The sequence below is a fragment of the Amycolatopsis thermalba genome (genome assembly GCF_023376025.1).
GTDB classification, from domain to species: domain Bacteria; phylum Actinomycetota; class Actinomycetes; order Mycobacteriales; family Pseudonocardiaceae; genus Amycolatopsis_E; species Amycolatopsis_E thermalba.
On sequence record NZ_CP091196.1, the window covers coordinates 3,343,706 to 3,367,088 of the forward strand.

Annotated in this window: 16 protein-coding genes and 2 rRNA genes; 16 read left to right on the plus strand and 2 right to left on the minus strand. The window is 69.2% G+C overall.

The features are described from left to right. The first annotated feature begins 90 nt into the window (after nt 1–90). Both pheS and pheT read left to right on the plus strand, forming a co-directional pair. The gene (gene pheS / locus L1857_RS16135) at nt 91–1,158 is read left to right on the plus strand and encodes a phenylalanine--tRNA ligase subunit alpha (protein WP_094009114.1); all 1,068 of its coding nucleotides are present in this window, start codon (nt 91–93) and stop codon (nt 1,156–1,158) included. Further along, a complete protein-coding gene (pheT, locus tag L1857_RS16140) occupies nt 1,159–3,678 on the plus strand; it encodes a phenylalanine--tRNA ligase subunit beta (protein ID WP_249465477.1) in 2,520 nt (839 codons plus the stop codon). It begins immediately after the preceding gene. Here the strand turns inward: pheT and L1857_RS16145 are convergent. After that, nucleotides 3,675–4,376 (minus strand): DNA alkylation repair protein, encoded by a 702-nt coding sequence (locus L1857_RS16145; RefSeq protein ID WP_116112619.1) that lies wholly within the window; start codon nt 4,374–4,376, stop codon nt 3,675–3,677. The two genes, pheT and L1857_RS16145, sit on opposite strands and share 4 nt — an antisense overlap. 121 nt (nt 4,377–4,497) lie before the next feature. On the opposite strand from L1857_RS16145, the gene L1857_RS16150 reads away from it, so the two are divergent. Continuing rightward, nucleotides 4,498–6,075: an alpha/beta hydrolase gene (locus tag L1857_RS16150; RefSeq protein WP_249465480.1), complete on the plus strand. Its 1,578-nt coding sequence runs from the start codon at nt 4,498–4,500 to the stop codon at nt 6,073–6,075. A gap of 617 nt (nt 6,076–6,692) precedes the next feature. Here the strand turns inward: L1857_RS16150 and L1857_RS16155 are convergent. Continuing rightward, nucleotides 6,693–7,244: a DUF4240 domain-containing protein gene (locus L1857_RS16155; RefSeq protein WP_116112613.1), complete on the minus strand. Its 552-nt coding sequence runs from the start codon at nt 7,242–7,244 to the stop codon at nt 6,693–6,695. 126 nt (nt 7,245–7,370) lie between these two features. On the opposite strand from L1857_RS16155, the gene L1857_RS16160 reads away from it, so the two are divergent. The 13 genes from L1857_RS16160 to L1857_RS16220 all read left to right on the plus strand — a co-directional run bounded on the left by L1857_RS16160 (nt 7,371) and on the right by L1857_RS16220 (nt 23,354). Then, on the plus strand, nt 7,371–7,871 hold the full coding sequence (locus L1857_RS16160) for a helix-turn-helix domain-containing protein (protein ID WP_116112610.1): 501 nt from the start codon (nt 7,371–7,373) through the stop codon (nt 7,869–7,871). Between the two features lie 503 nt (nt 7,872–8,374). Then, a complete protein-coding gene (gene argC, locus L1857_RS16165) occupies nt 8,375–9,403 on the plus strand; it encodes an N-acetyl-gamma-glutamyl-phosphate reductase (protein WP_116112608.1) in 1,029 nt (342 codons plus the stop codon). Beyond that, a complete protein-coding gene (gene argJ, locus L1857_RS16170; protein ID WP_249465482.1) occupies nt 9,400–10,560 on the plus strand; it encodes a bifunctional glutamate N-acetyltransferase/amino-acid acetyltransferase ArgJ in 1,161 nt (386 codons plus the stop codon). The genes argC and argJ overlap by 4 nt, the downstream gene beginning before the upstream one ends. Continuing rightward, the gene (gene argB, locus L1857_RS16175) at nt 10,557–11,471 is read left to right on the plus strand and encodes an acetylglutamate kinase (RefSeq protein ID WP_094009105.1); all 915 of its coding nucleotides are present in this window, start codon (nt 10,557–10,559) and stop codon (nt 11,469–11,471) included. Before argJ ends, argB begins: the two co-directional genes overlap by 4 nt. Beyond that, the gene (locus L1857_RS16180; RefSeq protein ID WP_094009104.1) at nt 11,471–12,670 is read left to right on the plus strand and encodes an acetylornithine transaminase; all 1,200 of its coding nucleotides are present in this window, start codon (nt 11,471–11,473) and stop codon (nt 12,668–12,670) included. Before argB ends, L1857_RS16180 begins: the two co-directional genes overlap by 1 nt. 7 nt (nt 12,671–12,677) lie before the next feature. Then, the gene (gene argF, locus L1857_RS16185; protein ID WP_116112600.1) at nt 12,678–13,604 is read left to right on the plus strand and encodes an ornithine carbamoyltransferase; all 927 of its coding nucleotides are present in this window, start codon (nt 12,678–12,680) and stop codon (nt 13,602–13,604) included. Beyond that, nucleotides 13,601–14,104 (plus strand): arginine repressor, encoded by a 504-nt coding sequence (locus tag L1857_RS16190; RefSeq protein ID WP_233157550.1) that lies wholly within the window; start codon nt 13,601–13,603, stop codon nt 14,102–14,104. Before argF ends, L1857_RS16190 begins: the two co-directional genes overlap by 4 nt. Before the next feature lie 20 nt (nt 14,105–14,124). Beyond that, nucleotides 14,125–15,543 carry an argininosuccinate lyase gene (gene argH / locus L1857_RS16195; RefSeq protein WP_094009101.1) on the plus strand — a complete coding sequence of 473 codons (1,419 nt, stop codon included), beginning with the start codon at nt 14,125–14,127 and terminating at the stop codon, nt 15,541–15,543. After that, nucleotides 15,540–16,151, plus strand: coding sequence for a VOC family protein (locus L1857_RS16200; RefSeq protein WP_094009100.1), 612 nt, complete (start codon nt 15,540–15,542; stop codon nt 16,149–16,151). Before argH ends, L1857_RS16200 begins: the two co-directional genes overlap by 4 nt. Next, nucleotides 16,148–16,771: a DNA-3-methyladenine glycosylase gene (locus tag L1857_RS16205; protein WP_116112594.1), complete on the plus strand. Its 624-nt coding sequence runs from the start codon at nt 16,148–16,150 to the stop codon at nt 16,769–16,771. Before L1857_RS16200 ends, L1857_RS16205 begins: the two co-directional genes overlap by 4 nt. Nucleotides 16,772–16,801: 30 nt before the next feature. Then, a complete protein-coding gene (gene tyrS / locus L1857_RS16210; RefSeq protein WP_094009098.1) occupies nt 16,802–18,076 on the plus strand; it encodes a tyrosine--tRNA ligase in 1,275 nt (424 codons plus the stop codon). A 360-nt stretch (nt 18,077–18,436) separates the two neighbouring features. Then, nucleotides 18,437–19,955, plus strand: a 16S ribosomal RNA gene (locus tag L1857_RS16215). Between the two features lie 281 nt (nt 19,956–20,236). Beyond that, nucleotides 20,237–23,354 (plus strand): 23S ribosomal RNA (locus L1857_RS16220). Together the 16S and 23S rRNA genes form the textbook arrangement of a ribosomal RNA operon. The last annotated feature ends 29 nt before the right edge of the window (nt 23,355–23,383 follow it).

Genomic DNA, 23,383 nt, shown 5'->3' on the forward strand with positions numbered 1-23,383 from the left:
GGCGCCGGATCGCGATCGCCTAGAATCCACCGGTAATCGTCACGTGTGCACCTCGCACGGCGGATCCCGTCCAGCGGACACCGAGGAGTTATGTCCGGAGCCACCGAGAAGCAGGACCTGACCCCGGCCGAGGCCACCTCGCCCGAGACCCTGGGGGCGGCGGTGAAGCACGCCGAGGCCGAGTTCCAGGCCGCCGGCGACCTGGACGCCCTGGCCGCGGTGAAGCCGGCCCACCTGGGTGACCACTCGCCGCTGATGCTCGCCCGCCGCGCCATCGGCTCCCTGTCCAAGCAGGAGAAGGCCGAGGTCGGCAAGCGGGTCAACGAGGCGCGCCAGTCCATCCAGGCCGCCTTCGACGCCCGGCGGGCCACGCTGCTGGCCGAGCGCGACGAGCGCGTCCTGCGCGAGGAGGCCGTCGACGTCACGCTGCCGTGGGACCGGATCCCGCGTGGCGCGCGGCACCCGCTCACCACGGTGAGCGAGCGGATCGCCGACGTCTTCGTCGCCATGGGCTGGGAGGTCGCCGAGGGCCCCGAGCTGGAAGCCGAGTGGTTCAACTTCGACGCGCTCAACTTCGCCAAGGACCACCCGGCGCGGCAGATGCAGGACACCTTCTACGCCGGCGAGCCCGGCTCCGGACTGGTGCTGCGCACGCACACCTCGCCGGTGCAGGCCCGCACGCTGCTGCATCGCGACGTGCCGGTGTACGTCGTCTGCCCCGGCCGCACCTACCGCACCGACGAGCTGGACGCCACCCACACCCCGGTGTTCTCCCAGGTCGAGGGGCTCGCGGTGGACAAGGGTCTCACCATGGCCCACCTCAAGGGCACCCTGGACGCGTTCGCCCGCGCCATGTTCGGTGAGAAGTCCCGGACACGGCTGCGCCCGCACTTCTTCCCCTTCACCGAACCCTCGGCCGAGGTCGACGTGTGGTTCGAGGAGAAGGCCGGCGGCCCGGGCTGGGTCGAATGGGGCGGGTGCGGCATGGTGCACCCGAACGTGCTGCGCGCGTGCGGCGTCGACCCGGACGTCCACTCCGGCTTCGCGTTCGGCATGGGCATCGAGCGGACCCTGCAGTTCCGCAACGGCATCCCGGACATGCGCGACATCGTCGAGGGCGATGTGCGCTTCACCCTTCCCTTCGGAACGGAGGCCTAAGTGCGAGTCCCCGTCAGCTGGCTGCTCGAGCATCTGGATGCCGGCGAGGTCGGACCGCAGGAGCTGGCCGAGGCCTTCGTCCGCATCGGCATCGAGGTCGACGAGGTCCGCCCGCTCGACCAGGTCACCGGGCCGCTCGTGGTCGGCCGCGTCGCCGAGATCGAGGAGCTGACCGGCTTCAAGAAGCCGATCCGGTTCTGCCGCGTCGACGTCGGTGAGGAGGCGTCCGAGGACGAGCCCGCGGACAACGAGGGCCCGTCCGGCATCCGCACCCGCGGCATCGTCTGCGGGGCCACGAACTTCGTCGAGGGCGACCTGGTCGTCGTGGCGCTGCCGGGCACCGTGCTGCCCGGGCCGTTCGAGATCTCCTCGCGCACGACTTACGGCCGCGTCAGCGACGGCATGATCTGCTCGGCCCGCGAGCTGGGCCTGGGCGAGGACCACAGCGGCATCCTGGTGCTGCCGCCGTCCACGGCGAGCCCCGGCGACTCCGGCCACGAGGTCCTCGGCCTCGCCGACACCGTGCTGGAGGTGACGCCGACCCCCGACCGCGGCTACGCCCTGTCGGTGCGCGGGCTGGCGCGTGAGCTGGCCGCCGCGCTCGACGTGCCCTTCGGCGACCCGGCCGCGCTCGACCTGCCCGCCGCCGAGGGCGAGGCGTGGCCGGTCGAGATCGAGGACCCCACCGGCTGCGACCGGTTCGTCGTGCGCCGGGTGACCGGTCTCGACGCCGGCGCCCCGACCCCGTGGTGGATGCGCCGCCGCCTGCTGCTGGCCGGGATCCGGTCGATCTCGCTGGCCGTGGACGTCACCAACTACGTGATGCTCGAGCTCGGCCAGCCGCTGCACGCGTGGGACACCGCGTCCCTGCAGGGCGGCCTGGTCGTCCGGCGCGCGAAGCCGGGGGAGAAGCTCACCACGCTCGACGACGTGGAGCGCACGCTCGACGCCGACGACGTCGTGATCGCCGACGAGCGCGGCCCGGTGTCGCTGGCCGGCACCATGGGCGGCGCGAGCACCGAGATCAGCATCGAGAGCACCGACGTCCTGATCGAGGGCGCCCACTGGGACCCGCCGTCGATCAGCCGCACGGCGCGGCGGCACAAGCTGTTCTCCGAGGCCGCCAAGCGGTTCGAGCGGTTCACCGACCCGCAGGTCTGCGCGGCGGCGGTGGAGCGGGCCTCCCGGCTGCTGCGCACCTACGGCGACGGCAGCATCCAGCCCGGCCGCACCGACGTCGGCTCCGTCGAGCCGCTGTCGCCCATCACCATGCCGATCAGCCTGCCCGACCGGATCGCCGGCGTGCGCTACGACCGTGGGGTGACCGTCCGGCGGCTGAACCAGGTCGGGTGCAAGGTCACGGTCGGCGCCGGGGACGACGGCGTCGCGACGGTGACCGCGACCCCGCCGAGCTGGCGTGCCGACCTGAAGCAGCCCGCCGACCTCGTCGAGGAGGTGCTGCGGCTCGAGGGCTACGACAGCATCCCGTCGGTGCTGCCCACCGCCCCGGCCGGGACCGGCCTGACCGCCGCGCAGCGCCGCCGCCGCACCGTGTCGCGTGCTCTGGCGGAGGCGGGGTACGTCGAGGTCCAGCCGTTCCCGTTCGTCGGCGAGCCGGTGTGGGACGCGTTCGGCCTGCCCGCCGACGACGTGCGCCGCAAGACGGTGCGGGTGCAGAACCCGCTGGAGGCGGACAAGGACCGGCTGGCGACGACCCTGCTGCCCGGTCTGCTGGACACGTTGCAGCGCAACGCTTCCCGTGGTTTCAAGGACCTCGCGTTGTTCCACATCGGACAGGTCGTCCTGCCCGGCGCGAGCCCCGTCCCGATGCCGGAACTGGGTGTCGCGGGACGCCCGTCGGACGAGGACCTGGCGCAGCTGGAGGCCGCGGTGCCGGCCCAGCCGCAGCACGTCGCGGTGGTGCTCGCCGGTCAGCGCGAGCAGGCCGGCTGGTGGGGCAAGGGCGAGCAGGCCGGCTGGGCGGACGCCGTCCAGGCCGCGCGCCTGGTCGGTCAGGCCGCCGGTGTCGAACTGCGGGTGCGCAACGCCGAGCTGGCGCCGTGGCACCCCGGCCGGTGCGCCGAGCTGCTCGTCGGCGACTGGCCGGTGGGGCACGCCGGTGAGCTGCATCCCAAGGTGATCGAGGCGCTCGGCCTGCCCAAGCGGACCGTCGCGATGGAACTCGACCTGGACGCGATCCCGCTGAGGGAGCGCAGGCCGGCCCCGGTGATCTCGCCGTACCCGCCGGTGCTGCTCGACGTCGCGCTGGTCGTCGACGCGAAGGTGCCCGCCAGCGACCTGGCCGAGGCCCTGGTGGCCGGGGGCGGCGACCTGCTCGAGGACACGTCGCTGTTCGACGTCTACACCGGCGACCAGGTCGGTGACGGGAAGCGGTCGCTGGCCTACAAGCTGCGCTTCCGCGCTCCGGACCGCACGCTCACCGTGGACGAGGCGACGCAGGCGCGCGACGCCGCCGTCGCCGAAGCCGGCTCGCGCTACGGCGCGGAGCTCCGCGCCTAGCGAGTTCCACCGCCGAGGTGTTTGAGCGCTTCCCGCACTGACAACGGCGACAGTGCGGGATGCGCCTCGACGAAGGCACGCACCCAGTCCGGCTCCGTGCGCGCGTAGTCGCGCAACGCCCAGCCGATCCCCTTGCGCAGGAAGAAGTCCCGGTCGTCCTGGTTGGCCTCGATCGCCGCGGTCAGCAGGTCGCGGTCGGTGTCCGCCTTGGCGGTCACCTGGCAGATCACCGCGGCCCGGCGCCGCCACCTGTCCGCGTCGCGCGCCCACTGCCGCAGCACCGGCGTCACCCGGTCTCGGTCGGCCCGCAGGATCGGCCCGATGCGGCGGATGGCGATCTCGTCCACGTAGTCCCACCAGGCTCCGGTGACGATCATCTCTTCGTAGAGCGGCACCAGTTCGTGGTCCTGCCACCGCGCGTACGCCCGGTGCCCGGTCAGGTCGATCGCCAGATAGCGCTCCTCCCGGAAGGCGGCCTCCCGCCACAGGGTCCGGACCGCCGCGACGAACGCCTCCCGGTCCGGCAGGGGATGCTCGCCGAAGACGCGCCGCGCCAGTTTGGCCCGCTCCGGTTTCGGCACACCCCGGAAGTCCATCTCGGACTTCATGTACCGGCGCATCTCCGGTGCCTTCACGGGATCGGCCAGCTCCGCCAGTCCCGACCGCGCCGCCTGGACCAGTTCGTCCGCTTCGTCCATCCGAGCTCCTTTCCCCGTCGGGTGGCATCCCGGGTTCCGCCGCGCGTCGGCTGGCGGGAAGCGCCGTGATCCACGATCTTGTGGTGAGGTTCTGACCGCACAGTCGACGAGAAGGAGCACTGTGAGCAAGCTCGTGCCCGCGATCCTCGCGGCCGGTGCGCTGGCGAGTTGCCTGGTGGCCGTGCCCGCGGCCGCCGCGGCCCCGCCGCGGTTCACCCCGGCCCCGATCAGCTGGGGACCGTGTGGTTCGGCCGGCCTGGCGCGCGCCGGCGCCGAATGCGGTTTCCTCGAGGTGCCGCTGGACTACCAGGATCCCGGCGGCGCGAGGATCTCGCTCGCCGTCTCGCGGGTGCGCCACACGAGCACCGACTACCAGGGCGTGATGCTCGTCAACCCCGGTGGCCCCGGCGGCTCCGGTCTCGGGTTGTCCGCGCTCGGCCGGGCCGTGCCGAAGGACGCCGGCGACTCCTACGACTGGATCGGCTTCGACCCGCGGGGCGTGGGGGCGAGCCGTCCGGCGTTGTCGTGCGACCCCGGTCACTTCCGCTACAACCGGCCCGCCTACGTGCCGACCACGCCGGAGCTGGAACGGACGTGGCTGCAGACCTCCCGCGACTACGCGGCGGCCTGCGAGAAGAACGGCCCGCTGCTGCGGCACATGCGCACCACCGACGTCGCGCGGGACCTGGACAGCCTGCGCGAGGCGCTGGGCGCGGAGCAGATCAACTACTACGGCTTCTCCTACGGCACCTACCTCGGCCAGGTGTACGCGACGCTGTACCCGCAGCGGGTGCGGCGGATGGTGCTGGACAGCAACGTCGATCCGCGGAAGGTCTTCTACCAGGCCAACCTGGACCAGGACGTCGCCTTCGACCGCAACATCAAGATCTACTTCGACTGGATCGCCCGCCACGACGCCGTGTACCACCTGGGTGCGACGGGCAAGGCCGTCGAGGACCTGTGGTACGCCCGGCAACGCGAGCTGACCCGCGCGCCGGCGGGCGGCGTGATCGGGCCGGACGAGTGGACCGACATCTTCCTGCAGGCCGGGTACTACCAGTCGACGTGGGTGGACCTGGCCGAGGCCTTCGCCGGGTGGGTGCACCGCGGTGACTGGCAGACGCTCAAGACCCGCTACGACAGGACGAACTCGCCCGGCGACGACAACGGGTTCGCCGTCTACAACGCCGTGCAGTGCACCGACGCGCCGTGGCCGCGGAACTGGGCCACGTGGAAGGTGGACAACTGGATCACCTACGCGAAGGCGCCGTTCGAGACGTGGGGCAACGCCTGGTACAACGCGCCGTGCCGCACCTGGCCGGTGCCCGCGGGCAAGCCGGTCGACGTCGACGGTCGTGGTGTGGGCGCCTTGCTGATCGGGGAGGAGCTGGACGCGGCCACCCCGTTCGCCGGGAACCTGGAGGTGCGCCGGCGGTTTCCGCAGGCGAGCCTGATCGGCCAGCCGGGCGGCACCACCCACGCCGGCTCGCTGTCCGGCAACGCGTGTGTGGACGACCGGATCGCGGACTACCTCGCGACCGGCGCGCTGCCGCCGCGGCAGCGGGGCACCGGCCCGGACGCGGTGTGCGACCCACTGCCCGAACCGGTGCCGGACGGTGCGCCGGGCACGCGTGCGGACCGTGCGGGCACGGGGCAGCCGGAGGAGCTGACCGAGGCTTTGCGGGCCGCGGCGCGTTAGCCGTTCGCGGCTGCTCATCGGCGCCAGGCGGGCAGCGGCGCGAAGCGCGGAGGCGATGCGGCGCAGGACCAGGCGGCGGGTGGTGCGCCGGGTGGGGGTTTCCGCCCCGTCAGTGCCCGGTCGGTGGCTGCCTCGGCTGGCGGTCGGCGCGCTGCGGTGCGCCTGCGGTTCGTGGCTGTTCATTGGTGCCGGGCAGGCGATGCTACGGAGCGTAGAGGCGATTCGGCGGCGGGTGGCAGTCCCCGGCATGCGCGTGCCCGGTCGGCGGTAGCTGCGGCCGGCGGTTGGGGCGCCGCGGTTCGGCGGTTCGTCGCTGTTCGTCGGTGCCGGGCTGGCGCTGCGGTGCAGCGTGGTGGTGATTCGGCGTCCGAGCCGGAGGTGAGTGGCGGTGCGCGTCGTGTGGGTGCCCGGTCGGCGGTCGCCTCGGCTGGCGGTCGGGGCGCCGCGGTTCGGCGGTTCGTCGCTGTTCGTCGGTGCCGGGCTGGCGATGCTGCGGAGCGAGGTGGCGATTCGGCGTCCGAGCCGGAGGCAAGCGGCGGTCCCCGTCGGGTGGGTGCCCGGTCGGTAGCTCCGGCTGGTGCTCGTCGCGTCGCCGTGCGTCGGCGGCTGGTGGCTGTTCATCGGCTCGTCCTCACCGCGGTGAGGACGGTGATCGGCTCGGCGACGAGCCCGTACCGCGCCGTCAGCCGCGGGTAGCAGCGTGCCAGCGTGTCGGCGTCGAGCGAGGGACGCTCACCTGGCGGCAATCCGTGTGGACCGGCTTCGCCCAGGACGGCTGCGAGCGCCTCGCCGCACGCCGTGGCCACTTCGCCCCGACCGGGCGGCGTCAGCAACCGCAGTGCCAGGCCGGCAAGATCACCGGATCGAGTGATCTCCAGCGGGTCGATCCGGAATTCCGCGAGCACGTCCGGGTTCACCAGCGCCCGGTGGTAGGTGCGGCGGCCCCGCAGGATCAGCCAGCACACGCCGTCGCGCAGCTGACCGGCTCCGGCGCCCCCGAGGACCAGGCCGAACGCCGTCCACACGTCCCACCGGCAGGCGCGCAGGTGGAGGCGCCTGAAGTGGTGGTGGAACCGGATGATGTCCAGCGCCGATCGTCCTCGCAGAAGCTCGCCGATCTCCGCGACCGGCCGTCCGGTGACGAGCCGCCAGAACTGGTGTTCCCTCATGTCTCCCCCAGTGGTGCGTGATGAGGTGAACAACGTTAGGCGGGGGGTACGACAATTTCGGTCCGCGACCGCCGCGCGACGGACGGTGATCCGGAATTGTCGGTGGGGGTCGCTAGCGTGCCGGGCATGAACATCATCGAAGAGCACCGGAGCACCCTCCGGGCCGGCAACACCACGTTTTCCATCGAGGTCACCGTGCTGCCGGGCGGTGACCGTGACCTGCTCGCCGACCGCCTCGTGATCCGGGTCGGCGCCGCCGGAGCCGAGGGCGAGCCCGTCGCCGACGGGCAGATCGAAGTCGCCGCCGGTGCGGCGGAGACACTCGGCTCGGTGCTGTCGGAGACACTGCGACATCACGCCGCCCTGGCCGATCCGGGCGGGCGAAGAGGGCGCGACCGGCCGGCCAGCCAGGGCCGACCGTGGACGCCGGAACTCGACGCCGAACTCGAGCGGCGGTGGATCGCGGGCGAGAGCGTGGCGGACATCGCCCGCGACCTCGGCCGCAGCCCTGGCGGCATCCGGGCACGGCTGCCGCGGGTGGGTTGCGATCCCGAGCGCCGCGGGGAGTACTTGCCCGACCCGCCGAGCATGCGAACCGCACCGGAGGGGAGTGGCGATGCCGCCTGACGCACACCTCGCGCCGCCGGGGCCGCTCGCGCAGTGCCGGTCAACGGCAGGCACGCGCTTCGGGCGGGCCGCTCGCGCAGTGCCGACCAGGGACAGGCACGCACGTCGGGCGGGGGCCGCTCGCGCAGTGCCGGTCAAGGACAGGCTCGCGTCTGAGCTGCTCGCGCAGTGCCGGTCAACGGCAGGCCCGCGCCTGAGGCCGGGGCCCCTCCCGGAATGTCGGCCAAGGACAGGCCCGCACTTCGGGCGGGGCTGCTCGCGCTATGCCGGCCAAGGACAGGCCCGTGGCTCAGGCCGGGCGGCTCGCGCAGCGTCGGCCAACGGCAGGCCCGCGCCTCGGGGCGGAACCGCTCGCGGAATGTCGGACCCACTCGACCGGCACCACCCCGCCCGCCGGAGGTGACTGTGGCAGCTGAGCGCTGACGCCCGCCCCAGCCCCGGCCGACTGTGACCCCGCCGGAACTCGTTTGATTGATCTTCCGTCGCAATGCATAATCATTCGTATGACGGTGAAGGTCGCGGTGGCCGGGGCGAGCGGGTACGCGGGCGGGGAAGCCCTCCGCCTGCTGCTGGCGCACCCCGAGGTCGAAATCGGTGCGGTGACGGCGGCGAGCAGTGCCGGCACCCCGCTGGGTCAGCATCACCCCCACCTGGTCCCGCTGGCCGGGCGCATCCTGCAGGAAACCACCGTGGACACGCTGGGCGGCCACGACGTGGTCTTCCTCGCGCTGCCGCATGGTCATTCAGCGGAGATCGCGGCCCAGCTCGGGCCGGACGTGCTGGTCGTCGACCTGGGCGCCGACCACCGGCTGACCAGCGCGGCCGACTGGCAGCGCTGGTACGGCGGTGACCACGCCGGGACCTGGCCCTACGGCCTGCCCGAGCTGCCGGGCGCCCGGGAGAAGCTCGCCGGCACCAAGCGCATCGCCGTGCCGGGCTGTTTCCCGACCGGCGGCACGCTCGCGCTGGCCCCGGCACTGGCGGCCGGCCTGGTGCGGCCGGAGGTGACCATCACGGCGGTCACGGGCACCTCCGGCGCGGGCAAGAGCCTCAAGCCGCACCTGCTGGGCTCGGAGGTGATGGGCTCGGCGAGCGCGTACGGGGTCGGTGGCGCGCACCGGCACACGCCGGAGTTCGCGCAGAACCTCAGCTCGGTCGCCGGGGTGCCGGTGACCGTGTCGTTCACGCCGGTCCTCGCGCCGATGCCGCGCGGCATCCTCACCACGGCGAGCGCGCCGCTGGCGGGCGAGACCGACACGGCGGCGGCGCGCGCGGTGTACGAGAAGGCCTACCAGGCCGAGCCGTTCGTGCAGGTCCTGCCCGAGGGCAGCTGGCCGGTCACGTCGGCGACGCTGGGCTCGAACAACGTGCAGCTGCAGGTCGCGGTGGACGCCGACGCGGGCAGGCTGGTCGTCGTGGCCGCGATCGACAACCTGACCAAGGGCACCGCGGGCGGCGCCATCCAGTCCATGAACATCGCACTCGGTCTCCCCGAGACCACCGGCCTTCCGACAGTAGGAGTCGCACCGTGACCGTGACCGGACCGAAGGGGTTCCGCGCCGCAGGCGTGGCCGCCGGGATCAAGGTATCCGGCGCCCTGGACCTCGCGCTCGTCGTCAACGACGGGCCCGAGCAGGCGGCGGCGGGCGTGTTCACCCGCAACGTCGTCAAGGCGGCGCCGGTGCTGTGGTCCCAGGAAGTGCTGCGGCACAAGCGGTTGCGTGCGGTCGTCCTCAACTCCGGCGGCGCGAACGCGGCCACCGGCCCCGGCGGGTTCCAGGACACGCACGCCACCGCCGAGAAGGTCGCCGAGCTGCTCGAGGTCGGCGCGATCGACGTGGCGGTGTGCTCGACCGGCCTGATCGGGGAGCGGCTGCCGATGCCGGCCGTGCTGTCCGGTGTGGACGCCGCGGTCAAGGCCCTGGACACCACCGCCGAGTCGGCCCTGGCCGCCGCGACCGCCGTGATGACCACCGACAGCAAGCCGAAGCAGACACTGCGCGGCCACGACGGCGGCTGGAGCGTCGGCGGTTTCGCCAAGGGCGCGGGCATGCTCGCGCCGAACCTGGCGACGATGCTGGCGGTCCTCACCACGGACGCGGTCGTCGACCCGGACGCGCTCGACGCCGCGCTCCGCGCTGCCACCCGCGTCACCTTCGACCGCCTCGACGTGGACGGCGGCACGTCCACCAACGACACCGTTCTCGTGCTCGCCTCGGGCGCCAGCGGCATCACCCCGGGCCTGGACGAGTTCACCGACGTCCTCACCGCCGCCTGCATGGACCTGGTCCAGCAGCTGCGCGCCGACTCCGAGGGCGTCACCAAGGAGGTCGACGTCGTCGTACGCGGTGCCGCCAGCGAGCAGGACGCGATCAACGTCGGCCGCACCGTCGCCGAGGACAACCTGGTCAAGACCGCGCTGTTCGGCTCGGACCCGAACTGGGGCCGCGTCGCGATGGCGGTCGGCCGCGCCCAGGCCGAGATCGACCCGGGCACGCTGTCGATCAGCATCAACGGCGTCACCCTGTTCGCCAACGGCACCACGGCGGCCGACCGGTCCGCGGCCGACCTGTCCGGCCGCGCCATCGAGATCGTGATCGACCTGGGCATCGGCGCCAGCGAGGCCACGATCTTCACCACCGACCTGTCGCACGCCTACGTCGAAGAGAACAGCGCCTACTCCTCATGACTCCTCCCGAACTGGTCGCGGCCGACGACCGGACGGCCACCGCGGCCGAGAAGGCCGGCGTGCTGATCGAAGCCCTGCCGTGGCTGCAGCGGTTCCACGGCGCCACCGTCGTCGTCAAGTACGGCGGCAACGCGATGATCGACGACGAGCTCAAACGCGCCTTCGCCCAGGACATGGTGTTCCTGCGGCTGGCCGGCCTGCGCCCGGTCGTCGTGCACGGCGGCGGCCCGCAGATCACCGCGATGCTGGCGAGGCTCGGCATCGAAGGCGAGTTCCGCGGCGGCTTGCGCGTCACCACCCCGGAGACCATGGACATCGTCCGCATGGTCCTGGTCGGCCAGGTCAGCCGCGAGCTGGTCGGGCTCATCAACGCCCACGGCCCGTACGCGGTCGGCATCTCCGGCGAGGACGCCCAGCTGTTCACCGCCGAACGCAAGCAGGCGACCGTGAACGGCGAGCCCGTCGACGTCGGCCTGGTCGGCGAGGTCGCCTCGGTCAACCCGGACGCGGTGCTGGACATCGTCAACGCCGGCCGCATCCCCGTGGTGTCCACGGTGGCCCCGGACGCCGACGGCGTGGTGCACAACGTCAACGCCGACACCGCGGCCGGCGCGCTCGCCGCCGCGCTGGACGCCGAGAAGCTGGTCGTGCTCACCGACGTCGAGGGCCTCTACGCGAACTGGCCGGACCGCTCGTCGCTCATCGACCGGATCCGCGTGGACCGGCTCGAGGAACTGCTGCCGACCCTGGCCAGCGGCATGATCCCGAAGATGGAGGCCTGCGTGCGCGCGGTGCGCGGCGGCACCCGCCGCGCCCACGTCATCGACGGCCGCATCGCCCACTCGGTCCTGCTGGAGGTCTTCACCTCCCGCGGGATCGGCACCATGGTCCTCCCCGAACAGGAGTCCTGATGGACGCGCTCTCCTCCAACGCCGACGGACGGCAGCACTGGCAGTCCGCCCTCATGGACAACTACGGCACCCCCGGCCTGACGCTGGTGCGCGGCGAGGGCGCCCGCGTCTGGGACGCCGACGGCGCCGAGTACGTCGACCTGGTCGGCGGTATCGCGGTCAACGCACTGGGGCACGCCCACCCGGACATCGTGGCCGCCGTGACCGAGCAGATCACCAAGCTCGGCCACACCTCCAACCTCTACGTCAACCCGGTCACCGTCGAGCTGGCCGAGGCGCTGCTCGACGTCGCCGGCCTGGCCGCGCAGGGCAAGGTCCTGTTCGTCAACTCGGGCGCGGAGGCCAACGAGGCGGCGCTGAAGATCAGCAGGCTCACCGGCCGCACCAAGGTGGTCGCCTGCGAGGGCGCCTTCCACGGCCGCACCATGGGCTCGCTGTCGCTGACCGGTCAGCCCGGCAAGAAGCAGCCGTTCGAGCCGCTGGTCCCCGGCGTCGTGCACGTCCCGTTCGGCGACGCCGACGCCCTGCGCGCGGCGGTCGACACCGACACGGCCGCGGTGTTCCTCGAGCCGATCCTCGGCGAGGGCGGCGTCATCCCCGCGCCCGACGGCTACCTGCAGGCCGCCCGCGAGATCACCAAGGCGACCGGCACCCTGCTGGTGCTCGACGAGGTGCAGACCGGCATCGGCCGCACCGGCGACTGGTTCGCCTTCCAGCGGGCCGGCATCGTCCCGGACCTCATCACCCTCGCCAAGGGGCTGGGTGGCGGGCTGCCGCTGGGCGCGGTGATCGGCGTCGGCGAGGCGGGCGAGTTGCTCAAGCCCGGCCAGCACGGCACCACCTTCGGCGGCAACCCGGTGTGCTGCGCGGCCGGGCTCGCGGTGCTGCGCGCCATCTCCCGCGACGGCCTGATCGACCACGTGTCCCGGGTCGGCAAGGACATCGCCGCCGGCGTCGAGGACATGGCCCACCCGCTGGTCAAGGGCGTGCGCGGCGCCGGGCTGCTGATCGGCATCATGCTCAACGAGCCCGTCTCGCCCGCCGTCGCGCAGGCCGCCCAGGCCGCGGGTTATCTGGTGAACCCGGTCGCTCCGGACACGATCCGGCTGGCCCCGCCCCTGATCCTGAGCCAGGAGCAGGCCGAGGGCTTCCTCGCCGCGCTGCCCGGCGCGCTCGACACCACCACCACGAAGGACTGACTGCCCGATGCTCCGCCACTTCCTGCGCGACGACGACCTGACCCCGGACGAACAGCTGGCCGTCCTCGACCTGGCCGCCGAGCTGAAGCAGGACCCGCTGTCCAACCGGGCCCTGGCCGGCCCCAAGTCGGTCGCCGTGCTGTTCGAGAAGAACTCGACCCGCACGCGGCTGTCGTTCGAGGTCGGCATCGCCCAGCTGGGTGGCCACCCGATCATCGTGGACGGCCGCTCGATGCAGCTCGGCCGCGAGGAGACGATCGAGGACACCGCGCGCGTGCTCTCGCGCTACGTCGACGCCGTCGTCTGGCGCACCTTCGCCCAGCAGCGCATCGTCGCGATGGCCTCGGCCGCCACGGTCCCGGTGGTCAACGCGCTGACCGACGAGTTCCACCCGTGCCAGGTGCTGGCGGACCTGCAGACCATCCGCGAGCGCAAGGGCAAGCTGGCCGGGCTGACGCTGACCTACCTCGGCGACGGCGCCAACAACATGGCCCACTCGCTGCTGCTGGGCGGGGTGACCGCGGGCCTGCACGTCCGGGTCGTCGCGCCGGAGGGCTTCCAGCCGGACGCGGACGTGGTGACCGACGCGAAGAAGCGCGCGGCGGAGACCGGCGGCAGCGTCGGCGTGTTCACCGAGCCGCACGCCGCGGTCGAGGGCGCCGACGTCCTGGTCACCGACACCTGGACCTCGATGGGCCAGGAGAACGACGGCATGGACCGCGTCACGCCCTTCAAGAAGCTGCAGGTCAACGCCGAGCTGCTGGCCGAGGCCGGGGACGACGCGATCGTGCTGCACTGCCTGCCCGCCCACCGCGGCTGGGAGATCACCGACGAGGTGATCGACGGCCCGGCCAGCGCGGTGTGGGACGAGGCCGAAAACCGTCTGCACGCGCAGAAGGCGCTGTTGGTATGGCTCATGAACGAACGACGATGAACCGCGCCGCCCGGCAGGCCCGCATCGTCGAGCTGGTCTCGTCGATGGCCATCCGCAGCCAGACGGAGCTGGCGAAGCTGCTGGCCGCCGAGGGCGTCGACGTCACGCAGGCTACGTTGTCCAGGGACCTCGACGAGCTGGGCGCGGTCAAGCTGCGGGGCGCGGACTCCGGTGCGCCGGTGTACGTGATCCCGGAGGACGGCAGCCCGGTGCGGGGGGTCCAGGGCGGCACGTCGCGGTTGTCCCGGCTGCTGGCCGAGCTGATGGTGTCGGTGGATTCCTCGGGCAACCTGACGGTGCTGCGCACGCCCCCGGGCGCGGCGCAGTTCCTGGCCAGCGCGATCGACCGGGCCGCGCTGGAGGAGGTGGTCGGGTCGATCGCCGGGGACGACACGGTGGCGGTGATCGCGCGCGAGCCGCTCACCGGCCGGGACCTGGCCGACCGGTTCTCGGCGCTGGCGCGGCGTTCCTCTACTTTGGACTTGGACGACCACGAATGAGCGAAGGCTGAGACGAACACATGGCAGACAACGGCCAACCGGGGATCGCGCTCTGGGGCGGGCGCTTCAGCAGCGGCCCGGCCGAGGCGATGGCGGCGCTGAGCGCGTCGACGCACTTCGACTGGCGGCTGGCGCCCTACGACATCGCCGGCTCCCGCGCCCACGCCCGGGTGCTGCACCAGGCCGGTCTCCTGACCTCGGACGAGCTGACCCGCATGCTCGCGGCCCTGGACACGCTCGCCGCGGACGTCTCCTCCGGCGCGTTCACGCCGACGGTCGCCGACGAGGACGTGCACACCGCGCTGGAGCGGGGCCTCATCGAGCGCGCGGGCGCCGAGCTGGGCGGCAAGCTGCGCGCCGGACGCTCCCGCAACGACCAGGTCGCCACGCTGTTCCGGATGTGGCTGCGCGACGCGGGCAAGCGGGTCGCCGCGGGCACGCTGGACGTCGTCGACGCCCTGGTCGCGCAGGCGCGGCGGCACCCGGACGCGATCCTGCCGGGCCGCACCCACCTCCAGCACGCGCAGCCGGTCCTGCTGGCGCACCACCTGCTGGCGCACGCGCAGTCGCTGCTGCGGGACGTGAGCCGGCTGCGGGACTGGGACGCCCGCACCGCGGAATCGCCCTACGGCTCGGGCGCGCTGGCCGGGTCGTCCCTCGGACTCGACCCGGAGGCCGTGGCCGCCGAGCTGGGGTTCGCCACCAGCGTGGAGAACTCCATCGACGGCACTGCCTCCCGCGACTTCGCCGCCGAGTTCGCGTTCGTGCTGGCCATGCTCGGCGTGAACCTCTCCCGCATCGCCGAAGAGGTCATCATCTGGAACACGGCCGAGTTCGGCTACGTCACGCTCGACGACGCGTGGGCCACCGGCAGCTCGATCATGCCGCAGAAGAAGAACCCGGACGTCGCCGAGCTGACCCGCGGCAAGTCCGGACGGCTGATCGGCAACCTGACCGGGCTCCTCGCCACGCTCAAGGGCATGCCGCTGGCCTACAACCGGGACCTGCAGGAGGACAAGGAACCGGTCTTCGACTCGGTCGAGCAGCTGGAGCTGCTGTTCCCGGCCATCGCCGGGATGGTCGGCACCCTGACCTTCCACACCGAGCGGCTCGCCGAACTCGCCCCGGCCGGCTTCACCCTGGCCACCGACATCGCCGAATGGCTGGTGCGGCAGGGCGTGCCGTTCCGCGTCGCGCACGAGGCCGCGGGGGAGTGCGTGCGGGTCGCGGAGGCGCGCGGGGCCGGCCTCGACGAGCTCACCGACGAGGAACTGGAGAAGATCAGCCCGGCGCTCACGCCACGGGTGCGGGAGGTGCTGACCGTCGAGGGCTCGGTGGCCTCCCGGGACGCCCGCGGCGGCACCGCCCCGGCTCGCGTGGCCGAGCAGCTCGACCGGCTCGTCGCGCGGGCCGCCGACCACCGGCAGTGGATCGGGTGAACCTCGACCACCTCGTCTACGCGACACCGGACCTCGCCGGGACGGTGGCGGAGCTGCGCGGGCGCGGGATCGGCCTCGTGCCCGGCGGCGCGCACCCCGGTCGCGGCACCCGCAACCACCTGGCCGGCCTCGGCGACGGGGCGTACCTGGAGGTCATCGGCCCGGACCCGGAGCAGGACGCGCCGGACGGGCCGCGCTGGTTCGGCATCGACGACCTGACCGCCCCGCGGCTGGTCACCTGGGCGATCCGGGTGCCGGACCTGGGCGCGGCACGGGAGCGGTCGGGCGCGGCCGGCTACCCGTTCGGCGACGAGCTGCCGATGTCGCGCCGGCGACCCGACGGGGCGCTGCTGAGCTGGTCGCTGGCCTTCCCGCGCCAGGACGGGGGAGTGGTGCCGTTCCTCATCGACTGGCAGGAGTCGCCGCACCCGGCCGAGAGCCTGCCCGGCGGCGTCACGCTCGTGTCGCTGACCGGCGTTCACCCGGATCCGGGCCTGGTCGCCGGCCCGCTCGCCGCGCTCGGGGCCGCGCTGACGGTCGTCACCGGTCCCGGCCCGCGGCTGGAGGCGGTGCTCGCCACCCCCGGTGGCGAGGTGGTGCTGCGATGACCGGGCGTCTGTTCAAGCGCGAGGAGCTGGCGATCGACCCGGTCGACCTGGCGTACGTGCTGCTCGGCTCGGTGCTGGAGGCGACGGGCCCCGAGGGCACCGTGCGCGCCCGGCTGGTCGAGGTGGAGGCCTACCGCGGGGAGGACGACCCGGCGTCGCACTGCTACCGCGGACGCACCCCGCGCAACACCGTCATGTGGGGCCCGGCGGGTCACCTGTACGTGTACTTCGTCTACGGCATGCACTTCTGCGCCAACGTGGTCGGCCGGGAGGACGGCGAGGCGGGAGCGGTGCTGTTGCGCGCCGCGGAGATCACCGAGGGTGCCGACCTGGCGCGGTCCCGCCGCAAGGCCGCGCGCAAGGACGTCGAACTGGCCCGCGGGCCGGCCCGGCTGACCTCCGCGCTCGGCATCGGCCCCCAGCACAACGGCGCCGACCTGGTCGACCCGGAGTCGCCGGTGCGCCTGCTGACGGGTGAGGAGATCCCCGCCGAGCGCGTCCGGTCGGGCCCACGGGTCGGGGTGGCGGCGGCGATGGACACGCCGTGGCGGTTCTGGATCGACGACTCCCCGGCCGTGTCGCTCTACCGGCGCGGCGGGCGGGTGCGCCCCGCGAAATAGTCGGTTGACCTCGTAGGAGAGTATCGAGCCGTGAGCGAACACATCCTCGACGAACTGTCCTGGCGCGGGCTGATCGCGCAGTCCACCGACCTCGATGCGCTGCGGAAGGATCTGGACGCCGGTCCGCTCACCCTCTATGGCGGCTTCGACCCGACCGCGGACAGCCTGCACGCCGGCCACCTCGTCCAGTTGCTGACGCTCGCGCGGTTCCAGCAGGCCGGGCACCGGCCGATCGTGCTCGGCGGGGGAGCCACCGGCCAGATCGGCGACCCGCGCGACGTCGGTGAGCGTTCGCTGGTCACGCCCGAGGTGACCGCCGCCCGGCTGGAGAAGATCCGGGTGCAGCTGGAGAAGTTCGTGACCTTCGACGACTCGCCGACCGGGGCGATCGTGGAGAACAACCTGAACTGGTTCAAGGACGTCTCGGCGCTGGACTTCCTGCGCGACGTGGGCAAGCACTTCTCGGTGAACGTGATGCTGGCGCGGGAGACGGTGAAGCGGCGCCTGGCCTCCGACGGCATCTCCTACACCGAGTTCAGCTACCTGCTCCTGCAGTCCTACGACTACCTGACGCTGTTCCGGAAGTACGGGACGAAGCTGCAGATCGGCGGCTCGGACCAGTGGGGCAACATCGTCGGCGGGGTGGACTACATCCGCAAGGTGGACGGCGCGAGCGTGCACGCGCTGACGACACCGCTGGTGACCGACTCGGAGGGACGCAAGTTCGGCAAGTCCACCGGGGGCGGCAACCTCTGGCTCGACCCGGAGATGACCTCGCCGTACGCGTGGTTCCAGTACTTCGTCAACGTCACGGACTCCGACGTCCTGCCCTACCTGCGCATGCTGACGTTCGTCCCGCGCGAGGAGATCGACGAGATCGCCCGCCTGACCGAGGAGAAGCCGCATCTGCGGGCCGGGCAGCGCCGGCTCGCCGAAGAGCTGACCACGCTGGTGCACGGCGAAGAGCAGACGCGTCAGGTGATTGCCGCGAGCCAGGCCCTGTTCGGCCGTGGTGAGCTGGCGGAGCTGGACACGCGCACGCTCGAGGCGGTCATGGCCGAGGTGCCGGTCGGCGAGGTGCGGCTCGCGGACGAGCCGACGATCGTCGACCTCCTCGTGGCCACCGGTCTCGTCGACAGCAAGGGCGCGGCGCGGCGCACCGTGAAGGAGGGCGGCGCGTATGTGAACAACGCGAAGATCGCCGACGAGGAGTGGCGGCCGGAGCGCACGGACGCCCTGCACGGCACGTGGCTCGTGGTGCGCCGCGGCAAGCGGAACACCGCCGGGGTCAAATTGCTGGCCTGACCAGGGGAAACGCGGTTAAGGGACCCCCCTGTGCAAGGGGGGTTTCCGACCATGTAATCTTCTCTTCGTCGCCAGGGAGACCGGGCCGGAGCCGAGAGGCCCAGGAGCACGGGGTACCGGGCGGGGGGTCACGAACCAAGCTCCCACCGATGGTGGTAGAGTGGGTGACCGCCGCCGGACGAAACCACAGTGTAATCGGAGTTGTGAGACTTCGTGTCGCTGGTTGGTCGTCGGGTGACACAACAAAACGTGTTGTTTGAGAACTCAACAGTGTATTGATGAGCTAAAGCCAGTTGATTAGCTAGAACCCTTTGTGGGTTCCTTTGAGGCTATGAATATAGCCGGATCGATTTTCTAGCATTGTTGGAGAGTTTGATCCTGGCTCAGGACGAACGCTGGCGGCGTGCTTAACACATGCAAGTCGAACGCTGAAGCATCTTCGGGTGTGGATGAGTGGCGAACGGGTGAGTAACACGTGGGTAACCTGCCCTGTACTTTGGGATAAGCCCTGGAAACGGGGTCTAATACCGAATATGACTCCACACCGCATGGTGTGGGGTGGAAAGTTTCGGCGGTACGGGATGGGCCCGCGGCCTATCAGCTTGTTGGTGGGGTGATGGCCTACCAAGGCGACGACGGGTAGCCGGCCTGAGAGGGTGACCGGCCACACTGGGACTGAGACACGGCCCAGACTCCTACGGGAGGCAGCAGTGGGGAATATTGCACAATGGGCGGAAGCCTGATGCAGCGACGCCGCGTGAGGGATGACGGCCTTCGGGTTGTAAACCTCTTTCGCCAGGGACGAAGCGTAAGTGACGGTACCTGGAGAAGAAGCACCGGCTAACTACGTGCCAGCAGCCGCGGTAATACGTAGGGTGCAAGCGTTGTCCGGAATTATTGGGCGTAAAGAGCTCGTAGGCGGCTTGTCGCGTCTGCTGTGAAAATCCGGGGCTTAACTCCGGACCTGCAGTGGATACGGGCAGGCTTGAGTTCGGTAGGGGAGACTGGAATTCCTGGTGTAGCGGTGAAATGCGCAGATATCAGGAGGAACACCGGTGGCGAAGGCGGGTCTCTGGGCCGATACTGACGCTGAGGAGCGAAAGCGTGGGGAGCGAACAGGATTAGATACCCTGGTAGTCCACGCTGTAAACGTTGGGCGCTAGGTGTGGGTGACTTCCACGTTGTCCGTGCCGTAGCTAACGCATTAAGCGCCCCGCCTGGGGAGTACGGCCGCAAGGCTAAAACTCAAAGGAATTGACGGGGGCCCGCACAAGCGGCGGAGCATGTGGATTAATTCGATGCAACGCGAAGAACCTTACCTGGGCTTGACATGCACTGGAAACCGGCAGAGATGTCGGCCCCCTTGTGGCCGGTGTGCAGGTGGTGCATGGCTGTCGTCAGCTCGTGTCGTGAGATGTTGGGTTAAGTCCCGCAACGAGCGCAACCCTTGTCCTGTGTTGCCAGCGCGTAATGGCGGGGACTCGCGGGAGACTGCCGGGGTCAACTCGGAGGAAGGTGGGGATGACGTCAAGTCATCATGCCCCTTATGTCCAGGGCTTCACACATGCTACAATGGCTGGTACAGAGGGCTGCGATACCGTGAGGTGGAGCGAATCCCTTAAAGCCGGTCTCAGTTCGGATCGCAGTCTGCAACTCGACTGCGTGAAGTCGGAGTCGCTAGTAATCGCAGATCAGCAACGCTGCGGTGAATACGTTCCCGGGCCTTGTACACACCGCCCGTCACGTCATGAAAGTCGGTAACACCCGAAGCCCATGGCCCAACCCGTAAGGGAGGGAGTGGTCGAAGGTGGGACTGGCGATTGGGACGAAGTCGTAACAAGGTAGCCGTACCGGAAGGTGCGGCTGGATCACCTCCTTTCTAAGGAGCACAACACATCCACTTGCCGATGGTGAGTGGAGTGGCCAGGCTCAGTGTCCGACTGTGGCACTGTCTGGTTGCTCAAGGAATTGTGGACGACTGGCTGATGCTCATCGGGGGATGGAGTTCCTGGTTCAGTACTGCCGGCAACGGTGTGGAACGACAGTGACAAAGTCCGCTGGTGGGTGTTCATCTTTACGCTGTTGGGTCCTGAGGCAACACGGTGTGTTGTTTCTGGGTGTGGTGTTTGAGAATTGCAGAGTGGATGCGAGCATCTTTGTGGTCAAGTTGTTAAGGGCACATGGTGGATGTCTTGGCATCAGGAGCCGATGAAGGACGTGGGAGGCTGCGATAAGCCTCGGGGAGCTGTCAACCGAGCTGTGATCCGAGGGTGTCCGAATGGGGAAACCCAGCACCTGTTATGAGGTGTTACCCGTACCTGAATATATAGGGTGCGTGGAGGGAACGCGGGGAAGTGAAACATCTCAGTACCCGTAGGAAGAGAAAACACTAGTGATTCCGTGAGTAGTGGCGAGCGAAAGCGGAGGAGGCTAAACCGTGCGCATGTGATACCTGTCAGGGGTTGTGTGTGCGGGGTTGTGGGATCCATCTTCCAGAATCTGACAGTTCTGGCATCGTGCTGCATGGCTAGTGGAACCGCCTGGGATGGTGGACCGGAGTGGGTGAGAGTCCCGTACGCGAAAGCTGTGTTGGTGTGGTGTGGTGGTGTTCCCGAGTAGCAGCGAGCTCGTGGAATTTGCTGTGAATCTGCCGGGACCACTCGGTAAGCCTAAATACTTCCTGGTGACCGATAGCGGACGAGTACCGTGAGGGAAAGATGAAAAGTACCCCGGGAGGGGAGTGAAAGAGTACCTGAAACCGTGTGCCTACAAGCCGTCAGAGCGATCGTTTGATTGTGATGGCGTGCCTTTTGAAGAATGAGCCTGCGAGTTAGTGCTGCGTGGCGAGGTTAACCCGTGTGGGGTAGCCGTAGCGAAAGCGAGTCTGAAGAGGGCGTGTGAGTCGCGTGGTCTAGACCCGAAGCGGAGTGATCTACCCATGGCCAGGCTGAAGCGAGGGTAAGACCTCGTGGAGGGCCGAACCCACCAGGGTTGAAAACCTGGGGGATGAGTTGTGGGTAGGGGTGAAAGGCCAATCAAACTCCGTGATAGCTGGTTCTCCCCGAAATGCATTTAGGTGCAGCGTCGCATGTTTCGTGGTGGGGGTAGAGCTACTGGATGGCCTAGGGGCCTTACCGGGTTACCGAAGTCAACCAAACTCCGAATACCATCACGTGAGAGTGCGGCAGTGAGACGGCGGGGGATAAGCTTCGTCGTCGAGAGGGAAACAGCCCAGAACACCGGCTAAGGCCCCTAAGTGTGTGCTTAGTGGGAAAGGATGTGGGGTCGCCGAGACAACCAGGAGGTTGGCTTAGAAGCAGCCATCCTTGAAAGAGTGCGTAATAGCTCACTGGTCAAGTGGTCCTGCGCCGATAATGTAGCGGGGCTGAAGTACACCGCCGAAGCCGTGTCAATGACACATATACATCCGCAATGCTCTTTGGGAGTGTTGTGCAGTGGTGTTGTTGGGTAGGGGAGCGTCCTGCATCCAGGGAAGCGGCGAGGGAACTCAGTCGTGGAGGGTGTGGGAGTGAGAATGCAGGCATGAGTAGCGAATGCAGAGTGAGAAACTCTGCCGCCGGATGACCAAGGGTTCCTGGGTCAAGTTAATCTGCCCAGGGTAAGTCGGGACCTAAGGCGAGGCCGACAGGCGTAGTCGATGGACAACGGGTTGATATTCCCGTACCCGCGTATGTTCGCCCATGATGAGGCGCATGATACTAACCACCCGAGCCGGTGGAGACCTTCGGGTTGAGATCGGTGAGCGTGGGGCCTGAGTGTGTAGTAGTCAAGCGATGGGGTGACGCAGGAAGGTAGCTCCGCCAGTGAGTGGTTGTACTGGTGTAAGCGTGTAGCCTGGGACATAGGTAAATCCGTGTCCCGTTGAGGGTGAGACGTGATGCGTAGCCGTTGAGGCGAAGTAGGGTGATCCTCTGCTGCCGAGAAAAGCCTCTAGCGAGAACATGTGCGGCCCGTACCCCAAACCGACACAGGTGGTCAGGTAGAGAATACTAAGGCGGTCGGGTGAACTGTGGTTAAGGAACTCGGCAAAATGCCCCCGTAACTTCGGGAGAAGGGGGGCCAAAGCACTTGAAGCCCCGTGCGGGCTAGGGTGAGTTGGCCGCAGAGACCAGCGGAAAGCGACTGTTTACTAAAAACACAGGTCCATGCGAAGTCGTAAGACGAGGTATATGGACTGACGCCTGCCCGGTGCTGGAACGTTAAGAGGACCGGTTAGCTCTCTTCGGGGGCGAAGCTGAGAATTTAAGCGCCAGTAAACGGCGGTGGTAACTATAACCATCCTAAGGTAGCGAAATTCCTTGTCGGGTAAGTTCCGACCTGCACGAATGGCGTAACGACTTTCCGGCTGTCTCAACCACAGGCCCGGTGAAATTGCACTACGAGTAAAGATGCTCGTTACGCGCGGCAGGACGGAAAGACCCCGGGACCTTTACTATAGCTTGGTATTGGTTTTCGGTTCGGCTTGTGTAGGATAGGTGGGAGACTGTGAAGCTGTCACGCTAGTGGTGGTGGAGTCGTTGTTGAAATACCACTCTGGTCGGATTGGGAATCTAACCTAGGGCCCTGATCGGGTTCAGGGACAGTGCCTGGTGGGTAGTTTAACTGGGGCGGTTGCCTCCTAAAAGGTAACGGAGGCGCCCAAAGGTTCCCTCAGCCTGGTTGGCAATCAGGTGTTGAGTGTAAGTGCACAAGGGAGCTTGACTGTGAGACTGACGGGTCGAGCAGGTGCGAAAGCAGGGACTAGTGATCCGGCATCTCCTGGTGGAAGGGATGTCGCTCAACGGATAAAAGGTACCCCGGGGATAACAGGCTGATCTTGCCCAAGAGTCCATATCGACGGCATGGTTTGGCACCTCGATGTCGGCTCGTCGCATCCTGGGGCCGGAGTAGGTCCCAAGGGTTGGGCTGTTCGCCCATTAAAGCGGCACGCGAGCTGGGTTTAGAACGTCGTGAGACAGTTCGGTCCCTATCCGCCGCGCGCGTAGGAGACTTGAGGAAGGCTGTCCCTAGTACGAGAGGACCGGGACGGACGAACCTCTGGTATGCCAGTTGTCACGCCAGTGGCATGGCTGGTTAGCTACGTTCGGAAGGGATAACCGCTGAAGGCATCTAAGCGGGAAGCCTGTTCCTAGATGAGGTCTCCCACCCCTTTGTGGGTTAAGGCCCCCAAGAGACGATTGGGTTGATAGGCCAGACATGGACGCACAGTAATGTGTTTTTGAGTGGACTGGTACTAATAGGCCGAGGACTTGCCCACGAAGCTGCTACGCATCCGCTCTGCAACTC